The following is a 20977-nucleotide window of genomic DNA, read 5'->3' on the forward strand; positions in this document are numbered from 1 at the left end:
CAATGACTGAAGATCAGCTGGAGCAGGAAACCCTCGGCTGGCTCAGTGAGGTGGGGTACGCGCATCTGTATGGTCCGGATATCGCCCACGACGGCGATAACCCCGAGCGCGAGAGCTATCGCGACGTGCTCTTGACCATGCGCCTGCGCACGGCCATCGCTCGACTCAATCCGCAGGTCCCGCTGGCGGCGCGTGAGGACGCCTTGCGCCAGGTGCTGGAGCTAGGTGTGCCGGTGCAGCTGTCGGCCAACCGCCTGTTTCATCGTCTGCTGGTCGGCGGTGTGCCGGTGCAATACCAGAAGGACGGTGAGACCCGCGGCGATTTCGTGCGGTTGATCGACTGGGCCGATGTGCGAGCCAACGAGTGGCTGGCGATCAACCAGTTCAGTATCCAGGGGCCTAAACATACACGCCGGCCGGACATCATCCTGTTCGTCAACGGCCTTCCCTTGGTGCTTTTGGAGCTAAAGAATTCCGCGGATGTGCATGCCGATCTTGGCAAGGCCTTCAATCAACTGCAGACCTATAAGGAGCAGATCCCGGACGTCTTTCACTATAACGAGATTCTGGTTATCAGCGATGGCAGCGAGGCGCGCATGGGCTCGCTGTCTGCCGATATCGAGCGCTTTGCCCGCTGGCGCACCATCGATGGGGGCTCGGTGGATCCGCTGGGTGAGTTCAATGAGCTGGAGACGCTGGTGCGCGGCGCGCTGCAGCCGCCGATGCTGCTGGATTATCTGCGCTACTTCGTACTATTCGAGGATGACGGTGGGCTGGTGAAAAAGATCGCCGGCTATCATCAATTTCATGCGGTACGTGCGGCGATCCAGCAGGTGGTCAGCGCCTCGCGCCCTAGCGGCACGCACAAGGGCGGGGTGGTCTGGCATACCCAGGGCTCAGGCAAGAGCATCACCATGACCTGCTTCGCCGCCCGGGTTATGCAGGACGCAGCGATGGAGAACCCGACCATCGTGGTTATCACCGACCGCAACGACCTGGACGGCCAGTTGTTCGGCGTGTTCTCGCTGTCGCAGGATTTGCTGCGTGAACAGCCGGTGCAGGTGGCCACCCGTAGTGACTTGCGCGAGAAACTGGCCAACCGCCCCAGTGGCGGCATTGTCTTCGCCACCATCCAGAAGTTCATGCCGGGCGAGGATGAAGACAGCTTCCCGGTGTTGTCCACGCGCTCGAATATCGTGGTGGTCGCCGACGAGGCGCACCGCACCCAGTACGGCTTCAGTGCCTCATTGAAGGCGCCGGACCTCAAGGTTGCCGAGGCAAGTGCCCGCTATCAGGTGGGTTATGCCCAGCACCTGCGTGATGCCTTGCCCAACGCCACTTTTGTGGCCTTCACAGGTACGCCGGTGTCCAGCGAAGACCGCGACACCCGTGCGGTATTTGGTGACTACATCCACGTCTACGACATGCAGCAGGCCAAGGAAGATGGTGCAACCGTGGCCATCTACTACGAGTCGCGGCTTGCCAAGCTGTCGCTCAAAGACTCAGAGCTGGCGCATATCGACGACGAGGTCGACGAACTGGCCGAAGATGAGGAAGAAGATCAGCAGTCACGCTTGAAGTCGCGCTGGGCCGCGTTGGAAAAGGTGGTAGGCGCCGAGCCGCGTATCAAGAGTGTGGCAGCCGACCTGGTGGCGCACTTCGAGGAGCGCAACCAGGCGCAAAGCGGCAAGGCCATGGTGGTGGCCATGAGCCGCGAGATCTGCGTGCACCTGTACAACGAGATCATCGCCCTGCGCCCCGAATGGCACGACGAGGATCCGGAGAAGGGCGCGGTGAAGATCGTCATGACCGGCAGTGCCTCGGACAAGGCACTGCTGCGCCCGCATATTTATCCCGGCCAGGTGAAGAAGCGTCTGGAAAAGCGTTTCAAGGATCCTGCCGATCGGCTGCAACTGGTGATCGTCCGCGACATGTGGCTGACCGGCTTCGATGCGCCTTGCGTGCATACCTTGTATGTCGACAAACCGATGAAGGGCCACAATCTGATGCAGGCCATCGCCCGGGTGAACCGGGTGTTCAAGGACAAGCAGGGCGGCCTGGTGGTGGATTACATCGGCATTGCCAACGAGCTGAAGGCGGCGCTCAAGGAGTACACCGCCAGCAAAGGCAGGGGGCGGCCCACCGTCGATGCCCATGAAGCTTATGCGGTGTTGGAGGAAAAACTCGACGTGCTGCGCAGCCTGCTGCATGGCTTCGATTACGGCGACTTCCTGACCGGCGGGCACAAGCTGCTGGCCGGTGCCGCCAACCATGTGCTGGGGCTGGAGGATGGCAAGAAGCGCTTTGCCGACAATGCTCTGGCTATGAGCAAGGCCTTCACCCTGTGCTGCACCCTGGACGAGGCCAAGGCGGTACGTGAGGAAGTGGCTTTCCTGCAGGCCATCAAGGTGCTGCTGACGAAGCGCGAGATCAGCGCCAAGAAAAAGACCGATGAAGAGCGCGAGCTAGCCATCCGCCAGATCATCGGCAATGCAGTTGTCTCTGGGGATGTCGTTGATGTGTTCGCGGCGGTTGGCTTGGACAAGCCCAATATTGGCCTGCTCGATGACGAGTTTCTTGCCGAGGTGCGCAATCTGCCGGAGAAGAACCTGGCGGTTGAGCTACTGGAGCGCCTGCTGGAGGGTGAGATCAAGAGCAAGTTCACCAGTAATCTAGCCCAAGAGAAGAAATTCTCCGAGCTGCTCGATAGCGTGATAAAGCGCTACCAGAATCGCTCGATCGAAACAGCTCAGGTGATCGAAGAGCTTATCGAAATGGCTAGGAAATTCGCCGCTGCCGGCAAACGTGGTGATCAGCTTGGGCTCAATGACGACGAGCTGGCCTTCTACGATGCTTTGGCTAATAACGAGGCTTCGGTACGCGAATTGGGTGATGAAACCTTGGCCAAGATCGCCCATGAACTGACTGCGAACTTGCGCCAGAATGTGACTGTGGACTGGAACAACCGTGACAGCGTGCGAGCTAAGTTGCGGCTGTTGGTGAAACGTATTCTGCGCAAATACAAATATCCGCCAGATCAGCAGGAGGCGGCGGCACATTTGGTGCTGGCACAAGCTGAGTCGCTGTGTGAGTCGTGGATGTAGTCCGGAGGTAGCATGCAGGCATCGCTGTTTGATGAGATAGCGCTGAGCTGTACCGACCTGGCATCACAGGCACGGATGCCGATCTACCTCTCGGCCCGTAAATCTATTTCGTGTTGATGCCAAATTTGTGCAGACCGAGCGATGTGCTGGTCATTACCGGCTACAGCGGCCTGGATCATCTGAATCAACTCATTAATCAGCGGGATGCCTGCGAAAAGCTTCTGCGTTTGATCTTGGGTTCTGATCCAGTTTCAGCGAAACGCACGGGGGCTTAGCTTTCAGCGCGCCATAGCTGCCTTTAGCGCTCGTCGCAGGGAGCTGCATCCCGGCTGATGCTCGTGCCCAATTCCTCTTTCATATTCTTGAACCACGCCATGAGAGCCGATCACTCACCCGGATCACTTTGCTGCTAGGAAAGGCCCTGCGGATGGGTTTAGTAAGGGAAATGACTCGAGTAATGCGTACGTAACGCTTGAATAAAATCTGTGGCCAAAGGCGTTTGGCCAGACCCTGTGGGGGCTACCACGTAAACAGGAAATAGGAGCTCTGGCTCGAAGCGGTGGATAGTGATGCCCTTATGCAGAAAATCCTGGGCGACATTCGGGCTCATGAGGGCGGCGCCCATGCCGGCGGCGACCATCTCGCAGGTGATGGAGCTGTATTGGCCTTCCACGGCGAGTTTGCGTTCGACACCGGCCTGTTCGAAGACCCTGTCCATCTGCTCGCGGGTGCCATCGCCATGGCAGAGGGAGACGAAGTTCTCGCTGTGGAGATCCTGAGCTCTGATGACCTCCCGTGACGCTAGGCGATGGCCTGGCGGCAGGACGCAGACGGCGCGGAGCCGGGTGATTAGCAGCGTTTCCAGAGGGCCGGCGTCGCTGGGCTGGACCACGACACCCAAATCGCAGAATTGCGACTGTACCCACTGCACTACGGTGGGCGAGGCGTTCATGTGCAGGGAGACGGTCAGCTCAGGGCGGGTCGCGACGAAGTCCTTGATGACGTGGGGGATGAGTGTGAGGCCAGTTGAGGGTACTGCCGCGATACGCAGGCGGCCGGTTCCCAGGTTGCGGATGTTCTTGGCCGACTGGCGCAGGCTATCCAACCCTACATAGGCACGCTCCACTTCCTGGAAGAAGGCGCTGCCTTCCTTCGTAGGTATCAGGCGTACCCCCGCGCGTTCGAACAGTTTGAGTCCGGTACTCAGCTCCAGTTGGGCGATCAGTCGGCTGACGTTGGGCTGCGAGGTGTGCAGGGCTTCGGCGGCCGCGGTCATGGAGCCTAGACGCATTACGCTGCGGAAGGCTTCGATCTGTCTGAGATTCAACAGAACTCTCCATATCAAATATGAATACTTAACCCGTACCTTCGTATTTGACCCTATGGGTTTAGGCTGACAATACTCGGTCACAAGCCAAATGGCCCCATAAAAAGAAAGCGTTTCCGAATGGCGGTTACCGCGATGTCCTCGGAGGCGGATGCCTAGATCTTCCGGTCGTGTCCTCACGACGTTCTCGATCTGCCGCAACGCAAAAAAGGGAGCATTGCCCGTGACCAGTCCGTATCTCGTCCGTACTTCATCCATCTCCTGGCGTCAGGGTCTGTCCGCGCTGCTGTTGGCCGCAGCGACCGCTGGCATGACGCTTACCGCTCACGCTGAACCGACGCTATACGTCGCCGGCGTCGGCGGTTCCACCGAGCAGATGTACAAGACCCGCGTCATTCCTGCCTTCGAGAAGGCCCATGGGGTCAAGGTCGTGTATGTGTCGGGCAACTCGACGGAAACGCTGGCCAAGCTGCAGGCGCAGAAAGGACGGCAACAGATCAACGTCGCCATGATGGACGACGGCCCCATGTACCAGGCGCTGCAGCTCGGGTTCTGCGAAAAGCTCACGGATGCGCCTGTCTACCAGGACCTGTATCCCCTGGCGCGTCTGAGTCCCGAGGCGACTGCGGTAGGTATGGTTGCCACCGGGATCGGCTACAACGAAGAAGCCTTCAAGAAGCGCGGGTGGGCGGCCCCGACGTCCTGGACTGATCTTGAAGATCCGAAGTATCGGCAACTGCTGGGCATGCCGCCGATCACCAATACCTACGGCCTGCATTCGCTGATCGAGATGGCGCGGCTCAATGGCGGCGGCGAGAAAGACATCGATCCGGGTTTCGCGGTGTTCGAGAAGAAGATCGCGCCCAACGTGCTGGCCTGGGTGAGTGCGCCCGGTGAGATGGACGGGATGATGCAGAACGGTGATGTGGTCATGGCGGTGTACGGCAGTGGCCGTGCGGTGGCGCTGCAGAACACCGGCTTTCCGCTCAAGTTCATCTATCCGAAGGAGGGTGCCGTAGCCCTCCAGGTCGCCGCCTGCTCCGTCACGCCTAATGCACAGTCCGAACTCTCCCAGCAATTCATTCAGTACGTGCTGTCGCCGGAAATCCAGAAGATCCAGTCCGAAAGTAACGGCTTCGCGCCGGTGAATCGCACCGTGAAGCTGCCGCCAGAACTGGCTGCCCGTATGCCCTACGGACAGGAAAAGGTCGACAGCCTGCTCAAGGTCGATTGGGACACCATCAACCAGAAGCGTTCCGAGTGGACGACGCGCTGGAACAGGACCATCGAGCGGTAGAGGGCGTACCGGCCAGACGGCGATGAAATGACGCTAGGGTTTGCGAATGGAGAGGAGGCAGCTTCGGGCTATCCCTCCGCCCGCTATAGCAGGCCCTGAGTCCATTTCACCCTCGTCCGGTTCCACCTCGCTCAATGATCGAGCCGCCGGTTATCCCTTGCTAACCGGTCGCTCCCACCTCTCTTGGACGAATAGCGATCACGCCTTCGTGATCGTCGGAGGCATGCCCATGGCTTTCCTGATCCTCGACGGCCTCGTCAAAACCTATGGTGATTTCACCGCCATCGCCGGACTCGATCTGGCAGTGGAGAAAGGCGAATTTCTGTCCCTGCTCGGCCCTTCAGGATGCGGCAAGACCACGACCCTGCAGAGCGTTGCCGGCTTCGTACAGCCCACGGCCGGGCGCATCGTGCTGGACGGGCGTGACATCACCCATGTCCGGCCGGAGAAGCGCGGACTGGGAATGGTGTTCCAGAGCTATGCGCTGTTCCCCCACATGACCGTGGCCGAGAACGTCAGCTTCGGCCTGGAGATGCGCGGCGTGTCGCGTAGCGATAGGGCAGAGCGGGTGAAATCGGCACTCGACATGGTGCGGCTGCAGGGCCTGGGCGAGCGTTATCCCAAGGCCCTGTCCGGCGGGCAGCGTCAGCGGGTGGCCATCGCCCGGGCGCTGGCGATTCGGCCGAACCTGTTGCTGCTGGACGAGCCCATGTCGAACCTCGACGCCAAGTTGCGCGAAGACATGCACATCGAGTTGCGCGCCATCCAGCGCGACCTGGGTATCACCACCATCCTCGTCACCCATGACCAGGTGGAGGCGATGACCATGAGCGACCGTATCGCGGTGATGCACGGCGGGCGCATCGTGCAGATCGGTTCGCCGTTCGAGACCTATGAGCGGCCCCAGTCGCCCTTCGCCTCGAGCTTCCTGGGCAAGACCAATGCCTTCCCTGGGGCCGTCCAGACCCGCAAGCCGCGCTGCTACGAGGTCAAGGTCGACGGCCTGATGCTGCATATCCCTCATGAGGGGCATCAGTTCGACGGCGATGTAAACGTCTACCTGCGGCCGGAAAAGATCCGCCTGGCCGAGCCGGCCGAAGCGCGCTTGCGCGGCACGGTGCGCATGCGGGTGTTCCTCGGCAACCTCTGGCTGATCGGCGTCGAGAGCCCCCTGGGACCGGTGAACCTGACGCAGCCGAACCTCGGCGCGCCGCCGCCGCTGGAAGGGTCTGAGGTGGGCCTGACCTGGCTGGACGATGACCTGCGCCTGCTCGGCCGGGAGGTGTCCCATGGCCACCTATGATGCCGAGCGCGTCGGCAGTGCCCCCTGGCTGCTGACTGGCCCTGCGCTTCTCGTCTTCCTGACCCTGCTGGCGGCGCCGCTGGTGCTCACCGCTATGCTGTCGTTGAACCTGTTCAGTGATACCAAGGGCGTCATTCCCGTGTATTCGCTCGCCAACTACCTGGAGGTGTTCGGCGACGACTATTTCCACGAGATCTTCCTGCGTACCGGAGGAATGGCGCTCGCCGTGACCATCTGCTCGGTCCTGATCGGCGTACCGGAGACGCTCATCATCGCCCGGATGCGGGCGCCCTGGCGATCGCTGTTCCTGCTCGTGGTGCTCGGTCCGCTGCTCATCTCGGTCGTGGTGCGCACCCTGGGGTGGGCCATCCTGCTGGGCAACAATGGCCTGATCAACCAGGCGTTGCAGGCGCTGGGCATCATCGATTTTCCGATCCGCATGATGTTTACCCAGTTCGGCGTGGTGCTGGCGCTGACCCATGTGCTGGTGCCCTTCATGGTGATCGCCGTCTGGGCCAGCCTGCAAAAGCTCGATCTGCAGGTAGAGCAGGCCGGCCTGTCGCTGGGCGCTTCGCGGATGACGACCTTCAGGCGGGTGGTGCTCCCGCAGATCGTGCCGGGAATCCTCTCGGGCTCGATCATCGTCTTCGCCCTGGCGGCCTCGGCCTTCGCCACCCCCGCGATCATCGGCGGGCGACGCCTCAAGGTGGTCGCCACGGCTGCCTACGACGAATTCCTCGGCTCGCTGAACTGGCCGCTGGGCGCCGCCATAGCCGTTCTGCTGCTGATCGCCAACCTGGTGATCGTGGTGGGCTGCAGCCGGCTGGCCGAGCGCCGTTTCAAACACGTCTTCGAGTGATCGCCATGTACCGGAACGGTTTCTTCTCCCTTGCCTTTCATACGCTCTTCATCGCCTTCATCGTCGCGCCGCTGGTGGTGGTGATGGCGGTGTCCTTTACCGGCGAAGGCTTCATCTCGCTGCCCTCCGGTGGGCTGTCGCTGCGCTGGTTCCAGGCACTGTGGGCCAATCAGGAAATGGTCGATGCCTTCTGGCTGTCGCTCAAGCTGGGCCTGGTGTCGGCGACGGTCGCCACCCTGCTAGCGGTCCCCGCGGCGCTGGCCATCAGTCGCTACGACTTTCCCGGCCGCGGGGCGATCACGGGCTTCCTGATGTCGCCGCTGATGATTCCCTCGGTGGTGCTGGGGATCGCCTTCCTGCGCTTCTTTTCCCTCGCCCAGGTGGGCGGCTCGCTGTGGGCCCTGAGCATCACCCACGTCATCGTCGTGCTGCCCTATGCCTTGCGGCTGACCCTGGCGTCCACCATCGGCCTCGAGCGCGATGCGGAGCACGCGGCGCTGTCCCTGGGCGCCAATCGGCTGCAGACCTTCTGGCGGGTGATCCTGCCGCGGATCCGCACCGGCGTGGTGGGTGGCTGGCTGCTCGCCTTCATCCAGAGTTTCGACGAGCTGACCATGACGGTCTTCGTCGCCACGCCAGGCACCACGACCCTGCCGGTCGCCATGTACAACCAGATCGCCCAGACCATCGACCCCTTGATCACGGCAGCCTCCACGGTGCTGATCCTGGGCACCCTGGCGGTGATGTTGATACTAGATCGGTTGGTCGGCCTGGATCGGGTGTTGATCGGAGAGAAGCAATGAACGACAGCAGCGTACCGACCTCGGCGGACGTCATCGTGGTCGGTGGCGGCCTGGTCGGCATGGCGGTCGCCTATGGCCTGGCCAAAGCCGGCACCAGGACCCTGGTGCTCGACCAGGGCGATGATGCCTTCCGCGCCTCCCGGGGCAACTTCGGTTTGGTCTGGGTGCAGGGCAAGGGTTTCGACCGCCTCGAATATTCGCGCTGGACAAGGTCCTCCGCGCTGGCCTGGGCCGGGCTGGCCGAAGGCCTGCTGCAGGAGACGGATGTCGATGTCCGCCTGAAGCAGCCCGGCGGTTTTCACATGTGCTTTTCCGACCAGGAATTGGCGGAGCGCCAGGCGCGGCTGGCAGGTATGCAGGCCGGTCTGGGCGATTACCCCTTCGAGATGCTGGATCAGGCGGATCTGCGGGCGCGCTTGCCCGGCATAGGGCCGAATGTCGTCGGGGCGAGCTACACGCCCATGGATGGCCACGTGAATCCGCTCAAGCTGCTGCGCGCTCTGCACGCCGGGGCGCGGCACCACGGGGCGACGATACTGGGGCGGATGTCGGTCGAGCGGATCGATTCCGCGCCGGGCGAATTCGCCGTGGTCACGCCGGGGCAGCGCTTCACCGCGCCGCGCCTGGTGCTGGCGGCAGGCCTGGGCAATCGAGCGCTGGGGGAGCAGGTCGGGCTGCATGTGCCGGTCGCTCCGAATCGGGGGCAGGTATTGGTCAGTGAGCGGGTTCGCCCCTTCCTCGACTACCCGACGATCAATGTGCGCCAGACCGACGAGGGCAGCGTGCAGCTCGGCGATTCCATGGAGGAGGTCGGCTTCAACGACCTGACCACTACCGACGTGCTCGCCCGGATCGCCCAGCGCGGCGTCAGCACCTTCCCGCTGCTGGCTGACGTACGCCTGGTGCGCGCCTGGGGCGCCCTGCGCGTCATGAGCCCGGATGGCTATCCGATCTATCAAGAGTCCGCCTCGCATCCCGGTGCCTTCGTCGTCACCTGCCACAGCGGCGTGACCCTGGCCGCGGCGCACGCGACCCGGATCGCGCCCTGGGTTCGGGGCGGTGAACAGCCAGAAGAGCTGGCGGTGTTCGCCGGCGAACGTTTTCTTACGGGGGAGGTGTTTTCCCATGCCCACTGATTCCTTGTTTCGCCGCGTGGACGCCGAAGGCGGCCGCCTCATCACCCTGACCTTCGATGACCAGGCCTTCCAGGTACCGAGCGGTCTCACGGTTGCCGCCGCCTTGCTGCTGGCCGGCGTACGGCAGTTCCGCACCTCGCCGGTGGGCGGTGAAGCCCGTGCACCCTATTGCATGATGGGCGTGTGCTTCGAATGCCTGGTCGAGATCGATGGGGTGCCGAGTCGCCAGAGCTGCCTGATCGAGGCGGCCGACGGCATGCGTATCCGTTCGCAGCAGGGCGCCCGGGAGCTGCCCTTCACCGCTGCCGAACCCGTGGTGATGGAGGTGCAGCCATGAATCTCGAACCTGTGGACGTCGTCGTCATCGGCGCGGGCCCGGCCGGCATGGCCGGGGCCCGCACCCTGGCGGACCTGGGACTCTCCGTCGTGCTGCTGGATGAGCAGTCGGCGGTCGGCGGACAGATCTATCGCGGTATCGACAGCGCCTCAGCGGCACGGCGTACGCTGCTCGGGCCGGATTATGCGGCTGGCGCCGACTTGGCGAATGCGGTGAAGAGCACGACCGTGCGCCATGAGACGGGTGCCTCCGTCTGGCAGATCACCCGCGAGCGTCAGGTGCACTATCTCAAGAACGGACAGGTACGTTCCTTCGCCGCCAGGGCCGTGCTGCTGGCGACCGGTGCGATGGAGCGACCCTTTCCCATTCCCGGCTGGACCCTGCCCGGTGTGATGACCGCCGGGGCCGCGCAGATCCTGCTCAAGACCGCTGGCATCGGTCCGCAGGGACCGGTGGTGCTGGCCGGGTGCGGACCGCTGCTCTACCTGCTCGGCTGGCAATACCTGCGGGCGGGTATACCCATTGTGGGCATGGTGGACACCAGTCGCCGTGAGGATTACTGGCGCGCCCGTGGGCACCTGCTGGCGGCGCTGCGGGCCTGGCCCTATCTGCGCAAGGGCGTCTCGCTGCTGCGCGCCCTGCGCAAAGGAGAGGTCCCGCACTACACCGGTGCCGAACAACTCCAGGTCGAGGGGGAAGGGCAGGCGCAGGCGCTCAGCTTCGTCGTCGATGGGCAGTCGCATCGCTTGCCGGCCAGCACCGTGCTGCTGCACCAGGGTGTGGTGCCGAACATCCAGTTCACCCAGGCGCTGAGGGCCCAGCATCGTTGGGATGACGCGCAGCTGTGCTTCGTCCCGGAAGTCGATCAGTGGGGCGCGCTCGACGTGCCCTTCATCTCGGTGGCCGGCGATGGCGCGGGCATCGGTGGTGCCCAGGCGGCCGCGCTGCAAGGACAACTCTCGGCACTGGGGCTGGCGCGTAGTCTTGGCCAGATCACCCCGGCGCAGCGCGATGCCCAGGCCGCTCCCTTGCGTGCGGAGCTGGAGCGCAACCTGCGTATCCGCCCCTTCCTCGATGCCCTGTATCGCCCGCGCGAGGAGAACCGGATTCCCGCGCGTGACGACGTCACCATCTGCCGCTGCGAAGAGGTAACGGCGGGCGACGTCCGGCGCTTCGTCGAGCTTGGGTGCAGTGGTCCGAACCAGGCGAAATCCTTCGGGCGCTGCGGCATGGGGCCCTGCCAGGGACGCATGTGTGGACTGACCGTCACCGAGATCATCGCCAAGTCCCGCGGACTCACGCCCGACGAGGTGGGTTACTACCGCATTCGGCCACCGATCAAACCCATCACCCTGGGAGAACTCGCCAGTGGCTGACAGGACGGCGGACGTGATCGTCATCGGCGCCGGGCTGCATGGCTTGAGCACGGCCTGGCATCTCGCGCAGCGCGGCGTGCGGGTAATCGTGCTCGAAGCCGACTATGCCGGGCGACATGCCTCCGGGGTGAACGCCGGCGGGGTGCGGACGCTTGGCCGGCACCTGGCGGAAATCCCCCTAGCGCTGGCGTCGCGCGCGCTCTGGCACCACCTGCCGGCGCTGCTGGGAACGGACGCGAGCTTTGTCGCCAGAGGCCAGCTCAAGCTGGCCGAAACCGACGCAGAACTGCAGGAATGCCGGGACCGAGTCGCCCACCTCCAGGCGCACGGTTTCACCCATGAGGTGCTCATCAATCGGGAGGAGGTCTTCGAACTCCTCCCGACGGTGGCGCCTCATGTGGTGGGAGGCATCTGGGTGGCGGACGATGGCTACGCGACGCCTTACCAGGTAGTGACGGCGGTTCGGCATGCAGCGGAGCGCCTGGGTGTGGTGCTGCATGAACAGACGCCTGCGCTATCCATCACCCAGCGCGGCACGTGCTGGCAGGTCGAGACGCGCCAAGGGCGGTTCGATGCGGACCAGCTGGTGGTGACGGCCGGTGCCTGGGCGGGGCGCCTGGCTGCCGAAGTGGGCGAGCCGGTACCCACCTATCCGCAAGGCCTGATGTTGATGGTGACCCACCGGGTAGCGCCCTTCTGCAGGCAGGTACTCGGCGCCACCGGTCGCGCCCTGTCCTTCAAGCAGTTCGACAACGGCACGGTGGTCATTGGCGGCAAGCTGATCGGTGCTCTGGACTTCGATGCCCGCCACGGCGAGGTCGATATCGCTCGGCTCGTAACCAGCGCCCAGACCGTGACGGATCTTTTTCCGCACCTCAGGCATTTGGGCATCAACCGTGCCTGGTCCGGTATCGAAGCCTTTACCGAGGACGATCTGCCCGTCATCTCAAGCAGCAGTCGCGCCAGTGGCCTGACCTACTCGTTCGGTTACTGCGGCAGCGGTTTCCAGATGAGTCTCGGCACCGGCCAGCGCGTCGCGCAGCTGGTGCTGGGCGAGTCTTCACCCATCGATCTCGCGGCCTTTGCCATCGATCGCTTCCACAGAGATTTCTCAACCCCCAGGCAACCCAAGGAGCCTATATGCAACCCATTACCCGTATCGAAACCAACCAGCGCATGAGCCGGGTCGTCCAGTACAAGGGCGGCATCACCTTCGTCGGCGGCCAGACGGCCAATGATCGCACCCAGGACATCAAGGGGCAGACCGCGCAGGTGCTGCAGAAGATCGACGACTACCTGGCCAAGGTCGGCCTGGACAAAACGCGCATCCTCAGCGCCCAGGTATGGCTCTCGGACATCCAGGCCAACTTCGCCGGCATGAACGAGGTGTGGGACGCCTGGGCACCGGAAGGGCAGGCACCCGCGCGGGCCACGGTGGAATCCAGGCTGGCGGCACCGGAATTGCTGGTCGAGATCGCCATTGTCGCGGCGGCGGAGTGAAGACAGGCGCAGTGGCTCGCGTTCGATGGGACGCTGCGCTTATCTCAAACCTTTAGCAGAGCCCGTTTGTGGGGTACGGCTGACCTGGCTACACACCTGCGAAGATCGCTGGAGCGGGTGCGTGATGTAAGACGTTCGTCGGGCAAAGGGGGAGGCCTAGGGCTGGCAAGGTTGCTCGACCAGGCCCAACCGCCGTGTCTACTCGACGGTAGTCGCTTGAGCGCTGGTGTACCGGGAGCCGGAAAGTTTTCGGCGGACCCTCTCGTCCAATAACCCCTGAGCGATGATGCAGGCAACTCGCCTAGCATAGACGCATGAAGATCCGCATCGGCATGGTTCATAGGCGTGTCTAGACCATGAAGCCTAGGTCACCGGCTTACCCAGCTTGCTGCCGTCATCCGCGCTGAGCCTGCAGGAACACCGCGAACAGCTCCGACTGCGACTTGATGCCCAGCTTGCTGTAGACGTGCTTGCGATGCACCTTCACGGTCTCAGCCGAAATGGCTAATTTGCGCGCCACCTCTTTGCTGGAGTACCCGCTGAGGACCAGGCGCGCCACTTCCAACTCGCGACCGGTCAGCGCCGTTTCCACTTGGCGAGCCATCCGTTCAAGGCGCTCCTGCCAAGGAGGAGCGGCTGTTGGCTCGCTGGGCTCCGGCTCGTACCGCAGGCGCTGGCGCACCAGTGCCGTAACCCAGGGGGCTACCAGGGAGAGCAGGGCTATCTGCTCGGGTTGAAACCGTTGCCGTGAACCCAGTGACAGACACAGCGTTCGAGCACTGGGGAGGGCAACATTGAATTGCACCTCGTCAGCGACCACGTTGAGGCTGAAATAGCGCTGGTAGTAGTCCGTTTGCTCGAAACAGTCAGGCGCGATTTCGCTCAAGCGCACGAGACCTTCCCGCTGGCTCTCGCGACTGGCGATGTAGAAGGGGTCGAGCAGGTACAGGCCGTGCAGGTAGTCCTGAAAGAGCCGGTCCGGTGCACCGTCGTCGGCGGGACTTTCGGCTAACACCTGCGGGCGTCCCTCGCTAAAGATCAGGGCCACCCAGCTGTCGTGATGTACGTACTGCTCCAGCGCGCGGGTCATGGCACGCCAAAAATGCGGGCGTTCGAGCGCTTCGATGAGTTCGGCCACGGTCTGATGGAAGGCGATGTCGTGCAAGGTCATGGTCATCTGTCTACCCCTATGGGGTTACCCCGCGTGCGTAATTCCGCCTGTGTGGCTCCGCCTCCATACTCGACTTCGGACGGAGGGGCGTTCGCATTCTGTGTTTGCCCCCCACGTGATGCAACACTAGGAACGGAGCCCCGTCATGCAAGTTGAACTCGCTCAGCTCACCGGTCGTGATGGTAATACGGCCCATAATCTCGCCCAGGCCCTGCAGGCTATCGCGGCGTGCAGGGCGGGCACTCGCCTGCTGGTGTTCCCGGAGACCTACCTGACGGGCTTTCCGACGCCAGAAAACGTTGCGGCCCTGGCTGAGCCTTTGGATGGCCCGAGCCTGACCGCCATCGGCAAGGCAGCGGCTGCGCGTGGGCTGGCTGTTGCCATCGGTTTTGCAGAAGACGACGGTGGCACGTTCTATAACACCACTGTGTTGATGGACGGGCAGGACATTGTGCTGACCTACCGCAAGACGCACCTGTGGGCGTCGGATCGCGGCGTGTTCGCGCCGGGCGATCGCTACGCCACTGCGCTGCTGGACGGCGTACGGGTCGGCTTGCTGGTGTGCTTCGACATCGAATTCCCTGAGAGCGCACGGGCCCTGGGTGAGCTTGGCGCAGAGCTGCTGATCGTCACCAACGGCAACATGGACCCCTACGGGCCGACGCACCGAACCGCGATTATGGCGCGGGCGATGGAAAACCAGGCCTATGCGGTCATGACCAACCGGGTCGGCGCAGGCGATGACGGTCTGGTATTCGCCGGTGGCAGTGCAGTGGTCGACCCCAACGGCAGCCTGCTGCTGGAAGCCGGTCGAGAGCCCTGCGCGCAGTCCATCTCCCTGGACTTTCATCGCTTGGCCGAAGCCCGCCGTGACTATCGCTACCTGGAAGAGCGCCGCATGACGCTGCCAGGTACGCGTATCGACCATGCCAATGGCGTGCGTGAGCTACTGATCCCCTGACATTTTCCTTCTGAAGGGCGCCACAGACGCGCCCGTTGCGGCCTTGCCGCGCGCTTTTGCCGACTTCGGTCCTGCCATAACAACGTATAAAATGGGAGTAACCAGTAATGGCTCGTCTGCAACGATCCCTTTCTCTGGGAGCGGTGGTGCTGTTCGGCATCGCCTACATGACGCCGATCATCGTACTCGGCACGTTCGGCATCCTTGCCGAGATTACCCACGGTGCCGTATCAGCGGCTTACCTGGCCGCTGCGGTGGCGATGTGCTTCACCGCGCTGAGCTACGCGCGCATGGCCAAGCTGTTTCCGGTAGCCGGATCGGCTTATAGCTATGTGCGCCACAGCATCAGCGATCACCTCGGGTTCATCGCCGGCTGGGCGGTGTTGCTGGACTACCTCTTCCTGCCGATGGCGATCTGGCTGATTGGCGCGGCTTACCTTCATTCGGCGTTCCCGCAGCTACCCCAGGCAGTTTGGGTGCTGACGTTCATCCTGGTCACCAGCGTGATCAACATCTTTGGCCTGCACCTGGCCAAGAGCATCAACAGCGTACTGATGTTGGTGCAGTTTTTGGTACTGCTGGCTTTCGTGGCGCTGTGCGTGCATTACGTGCTGGGCGACGCCAGCAAGCCGCTGTTGTCGTTGCAACCGTTCTTGGGCGAGGGCGTGAACCTGTCCCTGGTGATGGCCGGCGCGGCGGTAGCCTGTTACTCCTTCCTGGGCTTTGATGCGGTCAGCACCCTGACCGAGGAAACCCGCGACCCCCAGCGCACCATTCCTCGGGCGATCCTGCTGATCACCCTGATCGGTGGACTGATTTTCGTGGTCACGGCCTATTTCGTTCAGCTGGCCCATCCGTCCACCCTATTTGAAAGCAGCGATGCGGCCGCTTACGAGATCGCGCGCAATATCGGGGGTGACCTGTTTGTGTCGGTCTTCCTGATCGGGTTGATCGTGGGCCAGTTCACCTCGGGCTTGTCGGCGCAGGCCAGCGCCTCGCGACTGATGTTCGCCATGGGCCGCGATGGCGTGCTGCCCCGGGCGCTACTGGGCACCCTGAGCCCGCGCTTCGGTACGCCGGTAGGCGCTATCCTGGTCTGCGCGGTAGTGGCGCTGCTGGCCCTGAGGCTCGATGTCACCACCTCGACCTCATTCATCAACTTCGGCGCCTTTCTAGCGTTCAGCCTCGTGAACCTCTCAGTGATCGTTCACTTCGCACGCCAGCCGCAGAAGCGTGGCCCCCTACAACTGGTGCTCTACCTACTATGTCCACTCATCGGTATGTTGGCGACGCTCTGGCTGATGATCAGTCTTGACCGCTTGGCGATCATGCTTGGCTGCAGCTGGCTGCTGCTCGGTGGACTCTATCTGGCTTGGCTGACGGGAGGTTTTCGTAGTCGCCCGCCCGCACTTAGTTTCGAAGCTGAGCAAGGGTAAGTAACGCGCTTTTCGCTGTGCAGGGCAGGTACCCAGCCAAGCCGGCGAAGGCGTGTGAGTACAGCTGCTTCGCCGGTGGCCACATACCGAACCATTGCCGTATCGGCTGCGGGTGGCCTCTATGCACTCAGCTCAGGCGCCGGCCAAGGTTTGGCGTCAGGAGCCGGCGACACGGTTCAGGGGTGGCACCCAAAGCACGCCTGGAATGAAGCTGGTGTGTGGATCACAGCCGCCTACCGCGTTTAACGACTGATCCTTACGCCAAGGCCCTGCGTAGATCAGCGCGTTAGCGCTCAGGAAACCACTTCGACCCTTACCAATCCCAGCTGCCTGAACGGCGTCAGAACCTCACCCGCCGTCGCATCGGTAATCAGCGTCCAGTCCGTTTTTAGCGGCGTCCAGTGTTGCTGGCGATCCCGGCCCAGCTTGGTCGAGTCGGCAAGCACGAAGACCTCAGCGGCCTGTTGGATCATCAATTCCTTGAGGTAGGCCTGCTCAGTGCTGGCCTCACAGAGGCCGCGGCCGGCGACCACGCCGTCGGCGCTGAGGAAGACCTTGTCGGCCGAGAGTCGCTCCAGCATGGTGAAGGCCGCCGGGCCGAAGGTCGACATGCTGCCGGGGCGCAGGTCGCCGCCGAGCAACGTCACATGGCCTTCGGGCAGATCGCGCAGCAGCGGCACCGCCAGCAGGTTGTTGGTGATGACATGCAGACCACGTCTTTCGTTGAGCAGCTTGGCCAGGGCGGCGGTGGTGGTGCCGCCGTCCAGCACCAGAGTGTCGTGGTCGTTGATATGGGCGAGGGCGGCGCGGGCGAGCAGCGCCTTTTCCGGGCCGGACTGGTTGCTGCGTTGCTCCAGGGACGGCTCGGGCTCACGGGTGCCGATGTGGGTCGCGCCGCCGTAGGTCCGCAGGATCTGGCCTTCTTCCGCTAGGGCGGTCAGGTCGCGGCGGACCGTGGCTTCCGACACCCCCAGATGCCGGCACAGGGTTTCGACGTTAGTGTGACCGGCGAGAACCAGTTCGAGGATGGCCTGGCGACGTTTGGCGACCTTCATGGGGAATCCATCGGGAGAGACGGCGCTACTCTAGCGCAGTCACGCTTCCCCCACATCACAGCGACGCGCCACCGCAGACCGTCAGCGTCTGGCCGGTGAGGGCGCCGGCATCCGGACCGAGCAGGAAGGCGGTCAGGCCCGCGACCTCTTCAGGCTGCACGTAGCGACCCAGCGGGGGCAGCCGCGGCGGCGTACCGGCGCGACCCGGATCGCGCAGCATGGGCGTCTCGGTCGCCCCGGGCGCCACCAGGTTCACGGTGATGCCGCGCGAGGCCAGCTCCAGCGCCCAGGAGCGCACCAGGCCCACCAGGGCCGCCTTGGTGGCGGCGTACTGGCTGCGTCCGGCCGCGCCCTGCATGGTGCGGCTGCCGATCAGCACGATGCGCCCGCCCTCGGTGAGGCGCTCGATCAGGCGATCCACCAGCCGGCTGGCCACGGCGACGTGCAGGTGCCACATGGCGGCGCCGTCGGCCGGATCAAGGGTGCCCAGTGGCGCGGTGCGCATGAAGCCGGCGGCGTGGACAAGGGCGTCCAGCGGGCCGATGTCGGCCAGCACGGCATCCAGCGCCTGGGCATCGGCCAGGTCGACGCCGATCCAGGTCAGCGCCGGATGGGGCTGTTCCGGCGGGCGGCGGCTGAGGCCCGTCACCCGCCAGTCCTCGTCGAGCAGGCGCTGAGCGATGGCCGCGCCGATGCCGGAGCTGACGCCGGTCACCAGGGCATGAGGCTGAGTCGTCATAACCGTCTCCTCTAACGCAGCGCGGCCAGGGGCAGGCGGACGTGCTTGATGCGCTGGCGGAAGTAGGTGAAGGCCAGGTGCACATCTCCGTCAGCCGCCTGCACCAGGCTGGGATAGGAATACTCGCGATTGAGCTTCTCGGTGGAATTGTTGGTCAGGCAATAGCCATCGCCGGCCTCGACATCCAGGCGCCGCCAGTTGTGACCCTCGTCCGTGGAGACGGCCAGGCTCATGGGACCGCGCGGCACACCCCAGACGGCGCTGCGCTCGCCGTCCTTCGCCACCGGATCGACACGGCTGTCGCCATCGTCGATCTCGTCATAGAGCGAGGCGCGGCGTTCGCTGTAGTCGGCGGCGCTGGTGGGGTTGTAGGCCACCACCAGCTCGCCGCGGGTGAGGCGAATAAACTGGATGGAGGAGTTATTGTTGGGTAGGGCCGTCGGGCTGGGGGCGCTCCAGCTGCGCCCGCCATCCTGGGAGCGGCTGGCGTGGATGTAGTCGGCCCAGCGACTGCGGAACAGCGCCAGCAAGGTGCCATCTCCCAGCGGCTGGATATTCATGTGTACGTAACCGGTGCTCTCGGGCACGGCATGCTCGGTCCAGCTGCGTCCCTGGTCGCTGGAAATCAACACGGCGCTGGTGTCATGGCTGCCTACCCACTTTTCGCCAGGGCGGGCGATGCAGTGGAAGATCGGCAGCAGCCAGTCGCCGTTGGCCAGCACCACCGGCGGTTGGCGAACGAAGGTTCCGGGGGTGTCGATCAGGGTCTCGATGGCGCCCCAGCTGTGGCCGCCATCGGTGGATAGGCGACGACGAACGATGGCGGTGTCCTGGTTGCCGGCCACCTGAGCCGTCCACAGTAGCCACAACGGGCCATTCGGCGCCAGGAACAGGATGGGGTTCTGCTCGGAGCGGGTCGGGTCGTCCGACAGCTGTACGGGCTCGCTCCAGATGCCGGTCTTCGGATCGCGGCGGCTGAGCAGGACCGAGATGTCGGCCTTGCCTTCCTGGGTCCCGGCGAACCAGGTGCACAGCAGGGTGCCGTCAGGCTGAGCCAGCAGGTTGGCGGCGTGGTTCTGCGGATAGGGCGTCGGCAGGAAGCTGTCCTGGCGGCCAGCGATGGCGATTTCAGTGATGGACATGGGGGACCTCGGCAGGAGCGGCTTTGGCGGCGGGCTGGGGAAAGAGACGTTCGATGACCACGACGATGGCAGGCGTCGCCAAGGCAACGTACATGTTGTCGATGCCATAGGGATTGCCCAGCAGATACCAGACGCTGGTGGTGATGGTCGAGGCCAGCAGGCCCAGGGTCGCACCGCGGTTGGTGGCGAACAGCGGCAGGTAGATGGCGATCATGGCGATCACCGCGATGGACAGGCGCAGCGCCCGGGTAAAGAACGACAGGTTGAGGATCTCGGGGACGAAGAACACGAAGAACAGCGGCACGAAGCCGATGATCAGCGAGATCACCCGGGTGGCCTTGAACTCACGCTCGGGCGTGGGCTTGCGCAGCGGCACGTAGAAGTCGCGCACCACCAGCGAGGCGATGGCCAGGGCCACGGTGCTGACGCTGACGAAGATGGAGGCGACCAGGGAAATGGTCACCACGCCGGCCAGCACCGGGTGCATCGACTGCAGGAAGACGGGCAGGGCGTAGAGGCTGCTCATCTCTGGATGCAGGTACCTGGACGCGACCCCGATGAAGCCCAGCGCCAGTGAGATAGGGATGCACAGCAGCGAGGCGTGGAAGGTGGAGCGTTGGGCGGCGCGCGCATCCTTGGTCGAGGAGATCGCCTGGATGATGAACTGGGTGGAGAAAATCGCCCCGACGGTACCGATGATCCAGGCGAAGATCTTGCTGCCGCCAATGGCGCCGTCCCAGGTGAAGTAGTGCTCCGGCATGTTCTGCATGACCGGGGTGAAACCGCCGGTCATGTGCAGGGCCACGCCCAGGACGATCAGCACGCCCACATACTTGACCGAGGTGTGCAGGATGCTGACGTAGGCCACGCTCTTCAGCCCGCCGAAGACGTAGTACAGGGTACTGACGATGGCCGTGATGAAGGCCGCGGTGGGCAGGTTGATCTTGAGCACCGTGGCGATGGCCGCGGCGCCGCTGACGTAGTTGCCCACGTTCACCAGCAAGAGGGCGTAGATCATGATGATCGACACCATCAGCTTGGTGGACAGGCCGTACTTCTGCGCGATGAAACCGGAGATGGTGAATTCGCCGGAGGCATAGAGCTTGCGCGCCATCAGCAGGCCGAACAGCGGAAAGCCGATGGCCGCGGCGATCACCGACCAGGAGGCGGCGAAACCGCTTTCGAAGGCCGCCTGGGCGGTGCCCACCGTGGACTTGGCGCCGATGAATTCCGACATCATCAGGATGCCCACCACGAAGGCCGGCATGCTGCGCGCGGCCACCATGAATTCGCCGCTGGTACGGCTGCGCAGGCGGATGCTGAGCCAGGTGGTGAAGAGGATGTAGGCCACCACCATCCCGATGATGATGGCGGTGCTTTGCACGTCGAACGTCTGCATGGAAATCGCTCCGTGTTGTTGTTGTACGAGCT

The 20977-nt window shown here is 63.6% G+C and carries 18 protein-coding genes; 12 read left to right on the forward strand and 6 right to left on the reverse strand.

Features of this window, described 5'->3' with window-relative positions:
* The first annotated feature begins 2 nt into the window (after positions 1-2).
* Positions 3-3104 carry a type I restriction endonuclease subunit R gene (locus tag QKY98_RS14295; RefSeq protein WP_284671108.1) on the forward strand — a complete coding sequence of 1034 codons (3102 nt, stop codon included), beginning with the start codon at positions 3-5 and terminating at the stop codon, positions 3102-3104.
* Positions 3105-3537: 433 nt separating this feature from the next.
* Here the strand turns inward: QKY98_RS14295 and QKY98_RS14300 are convergent, their stop codons facing one another.
* Positions 3538-4431: a LysR substrate-binding domain-containing protein gene (locus QKY98_RS14300; RefSeq protein WP_284671109.1), complete on the reverse strand. Its 894-nt coding sequence runs from the start codon at positions 4429-4431 to the stop codon at positions 3538-3540.
* Positions 4432-4654: 223 nt separating this feature from the next.
* Between QKY98_RS14300 and QKY98_RS14305 the strand changes: the two genes are divergently transcribed.
* The 9 genes from QKY98_RS14305 (at position 4655) to QKY98_RS14345 (ending at position 13042) form a co-directional block, all read left to right on the forward strand.
* Positions 4655-5728 carry an ABC transporter substrate-binding protein gene (locus QKY98_RS14305; protein WP_284671110.1) on the forward strand — a complete coding sequence of 358 codons (1074 nt, stop codon included), beginning with the start codon at positions 4655-4657 and terminating at the stop codon, positions 5726-5728.
* A gap of 229 nt (positions 5729-5957) precedes the next feature.
* Positions 5958-7031 (forward strand): ABC transporter ATP-binding protein, encoded by a 1074-nt coding sequence (locus QKY98_RS14310; protein WP_074584388.1) that lies wholly within the window; start codon positions 5958-5960, stop codon positions 7029-7031.
* Positions 7018-7890, forward strand: a complete 873-nt coding sequence (locus tag QKY98_RS14315) for an ABC transporter permease (RefSeq protein ID WP_150338357.1) — start codon at positions 7018-7020, stop codon at positions 7888-7890. Before QKY98_RS14310 ends, QKY98_RS14315 begins: the two co-directional genes overlap by 14 nt.
* A 5-nt stretch (positions 7891-7895) precedes the next feature.
* Positions 7896-8693: an ABC transporter permease gene (locus QKY98_RS14320; protein ID WP_284671111.1), complete on the forward strand. Its 798-nt coding sequence runs from the start codon at positions 7896-7898 to the stop codon at positions 8691-8693.
* Entirely contained in the window at positions 8690-9829 is a 1140-nt protein-coding gene (locus QKY98_RS14325; protein ID WP_284671112.1) for an NAD(P)/FAD-dependent oxidoreductase, read from the forward strand. Before QKY98_RS14320 ends, QKY98_RS14325 begins: the two co-directional genes overlap by 4 nt.
* Entirely contained in the window at positions 9819-10166 is a 348-nt protein-coding gene (locus tag QKY98_RS14330; protein ID WP_074584385.1) for a (2Fe-2S)-binding protein, read from the forward strand. The genes QKY98_RS14325 and QKY98_RS14330 overlap by 11 nt, the downstream gene beginning before the upstream one ends.
* Positions 10163-11542, forward strand: a complete 1380-nt coding sequence (locus QKY98_RS14335) for an FAD/NAD(P)-dependent oxidoreductase (protein WP_284671113.1) — start codon at positions 10163-10165, stop codon at positions 11540-11542. The genes QKY98_RS14330 and QKY98_RS14335 overlap by 4 nt, the downstream gene beginning before the upstream one ends.
* Before the next feature lie 13 nt (positions 11543-11555).
* Positions 11556-12722, forward strand: a complete 1167-nt coding sequence (locus tag QKY98_RS14340; RefSeq protein ID WP_284671114.1) for an NAD(P)/FAD-dependent oxidoreductase — start codon at positions 11556-11558, stop codon at positions 12720-12722.
* Positions 12683-13042 (forward strand): RidA family protein, encoded by a 360-nt coding sequence (locus QKY98_RS14345; protein ID WP_027596893.1) that lies wholly within the window; start codon positions 12683-12685, stop codon positions 13040-13042. The genes QKY98_RS14340 and QKY98_RS14345 overlap by 40 nt, the downstream gene beginning before the upstream one ends.
* A gap of 394 nt (positions 13043-13436) precedes the next feature.
* On the opposite strand, the gene QKY98_RS14350 is transcribed toward QKY98_RS14345, so the two are convergent.
* Positions 13437-14219 carry a helix-turn-helix transcriptional regulator gene (locus QKY98_RS14350; protein WP_074584381.1) on the reverse strand — a complete coding sequence of 261 codons (783 nt, stop codon included), beginning with the start codon at positions 14217-14219 and terminating at the stop codon, positions 13437-13439.
* Positions 14220-14358: 139 nt separating this feature from the next.
* On the opposite strand from QKY98_RS14350, the gene QKY98_RS14355 reads away from it, so the two are divergent.
* Positions 14359-15174, forward strand: a complete 816-nt coding sequence (locus tag QKY98_RS14355) for a carbon-nitrogen hydrolase family protein (protein WP_042135754.1) — start codon at positions 14359-14361, stop codon at positions 15172-15174.
* A gap of 107 nt (positions 15175-15281) precedes the next feature.
* Complete coding sequence (locus QKY98_RS14360; RefSeq protein WP_042135753.1) at positions 15282-16610, forward strand: APC family permease; 1329 nt, start codon at positions 15282-15284, stop codon at positions 16608-16610.
* A 293-nt stretch (positions 16611-16903) separates the two neighbouring features.
* On the opposite strand, the gene QKY98_RS14365 is transcribed toward QKY98_RS14360, so the two are convergent.
* Genes QKY98_RS14365 through QKY98_RS14380 form a run of 4 tightly spaced genes read right to left on the reverse strand, consistent with a single transcriptional unit; the run spans position 16904 to position 20945 of the window.
* Entirely contained in the window at positions 16904-17665 is a 762-nt protein-coding gene (locus QKY98_RS14365; RefSeq protein WP_074584379.1) for a DeoR/GlpR family DNA-binding transcription regulator, read from the reverse strand.
* Positions 17666-17720: 55 nt separating this feature from the next.
* Positions 17721-18404 (reverse strand): SDR family NAD(P)-dependent oxidoreductase, encoded by a 684-nt coding sequence (locus QKY98_RS14370; protein WP_284671115.1) that lies wholly within the window; start codon positions 18402-18404, stop codon positions 17721-17723.
* A gap of 11 nt (positions 18405-18415) precedes the next feature.
* A complete protein-coding gene (locus QKY98_RS14375) occupies positions 18416-19546 on the reverse strand; it encodes a sialidase family protein (protein WP_284671116.1) in 1131 nt (376 codons plus the stop codon).
* Positions 19533-20945, reverse strand: a complete 1413-nt coding sequence (locus QKY98_RS14380) for a sodium:solute symporter family protein (protein ID WP_144960315.1) — start codon at positions 20943-20945, stop codon at positions 19533-19535. Before QKY98_RS14380 ends, QKY98_RS14375 begins: the two co-directional genes overlap by 14 nt.
* Positions 20946-20977 lie beyond the last annotated feature (32 nt).

The organism is Pseudomonas sp. HR1 (assembly GCF_030175875.1).
Lineage (GTDB): Bacteria > Pseudomonadota > Gammaproteobacteria > Pseudomonadales > Pseudomonadaceae > Chryseomonas > Chryseomonas oryzihabitans.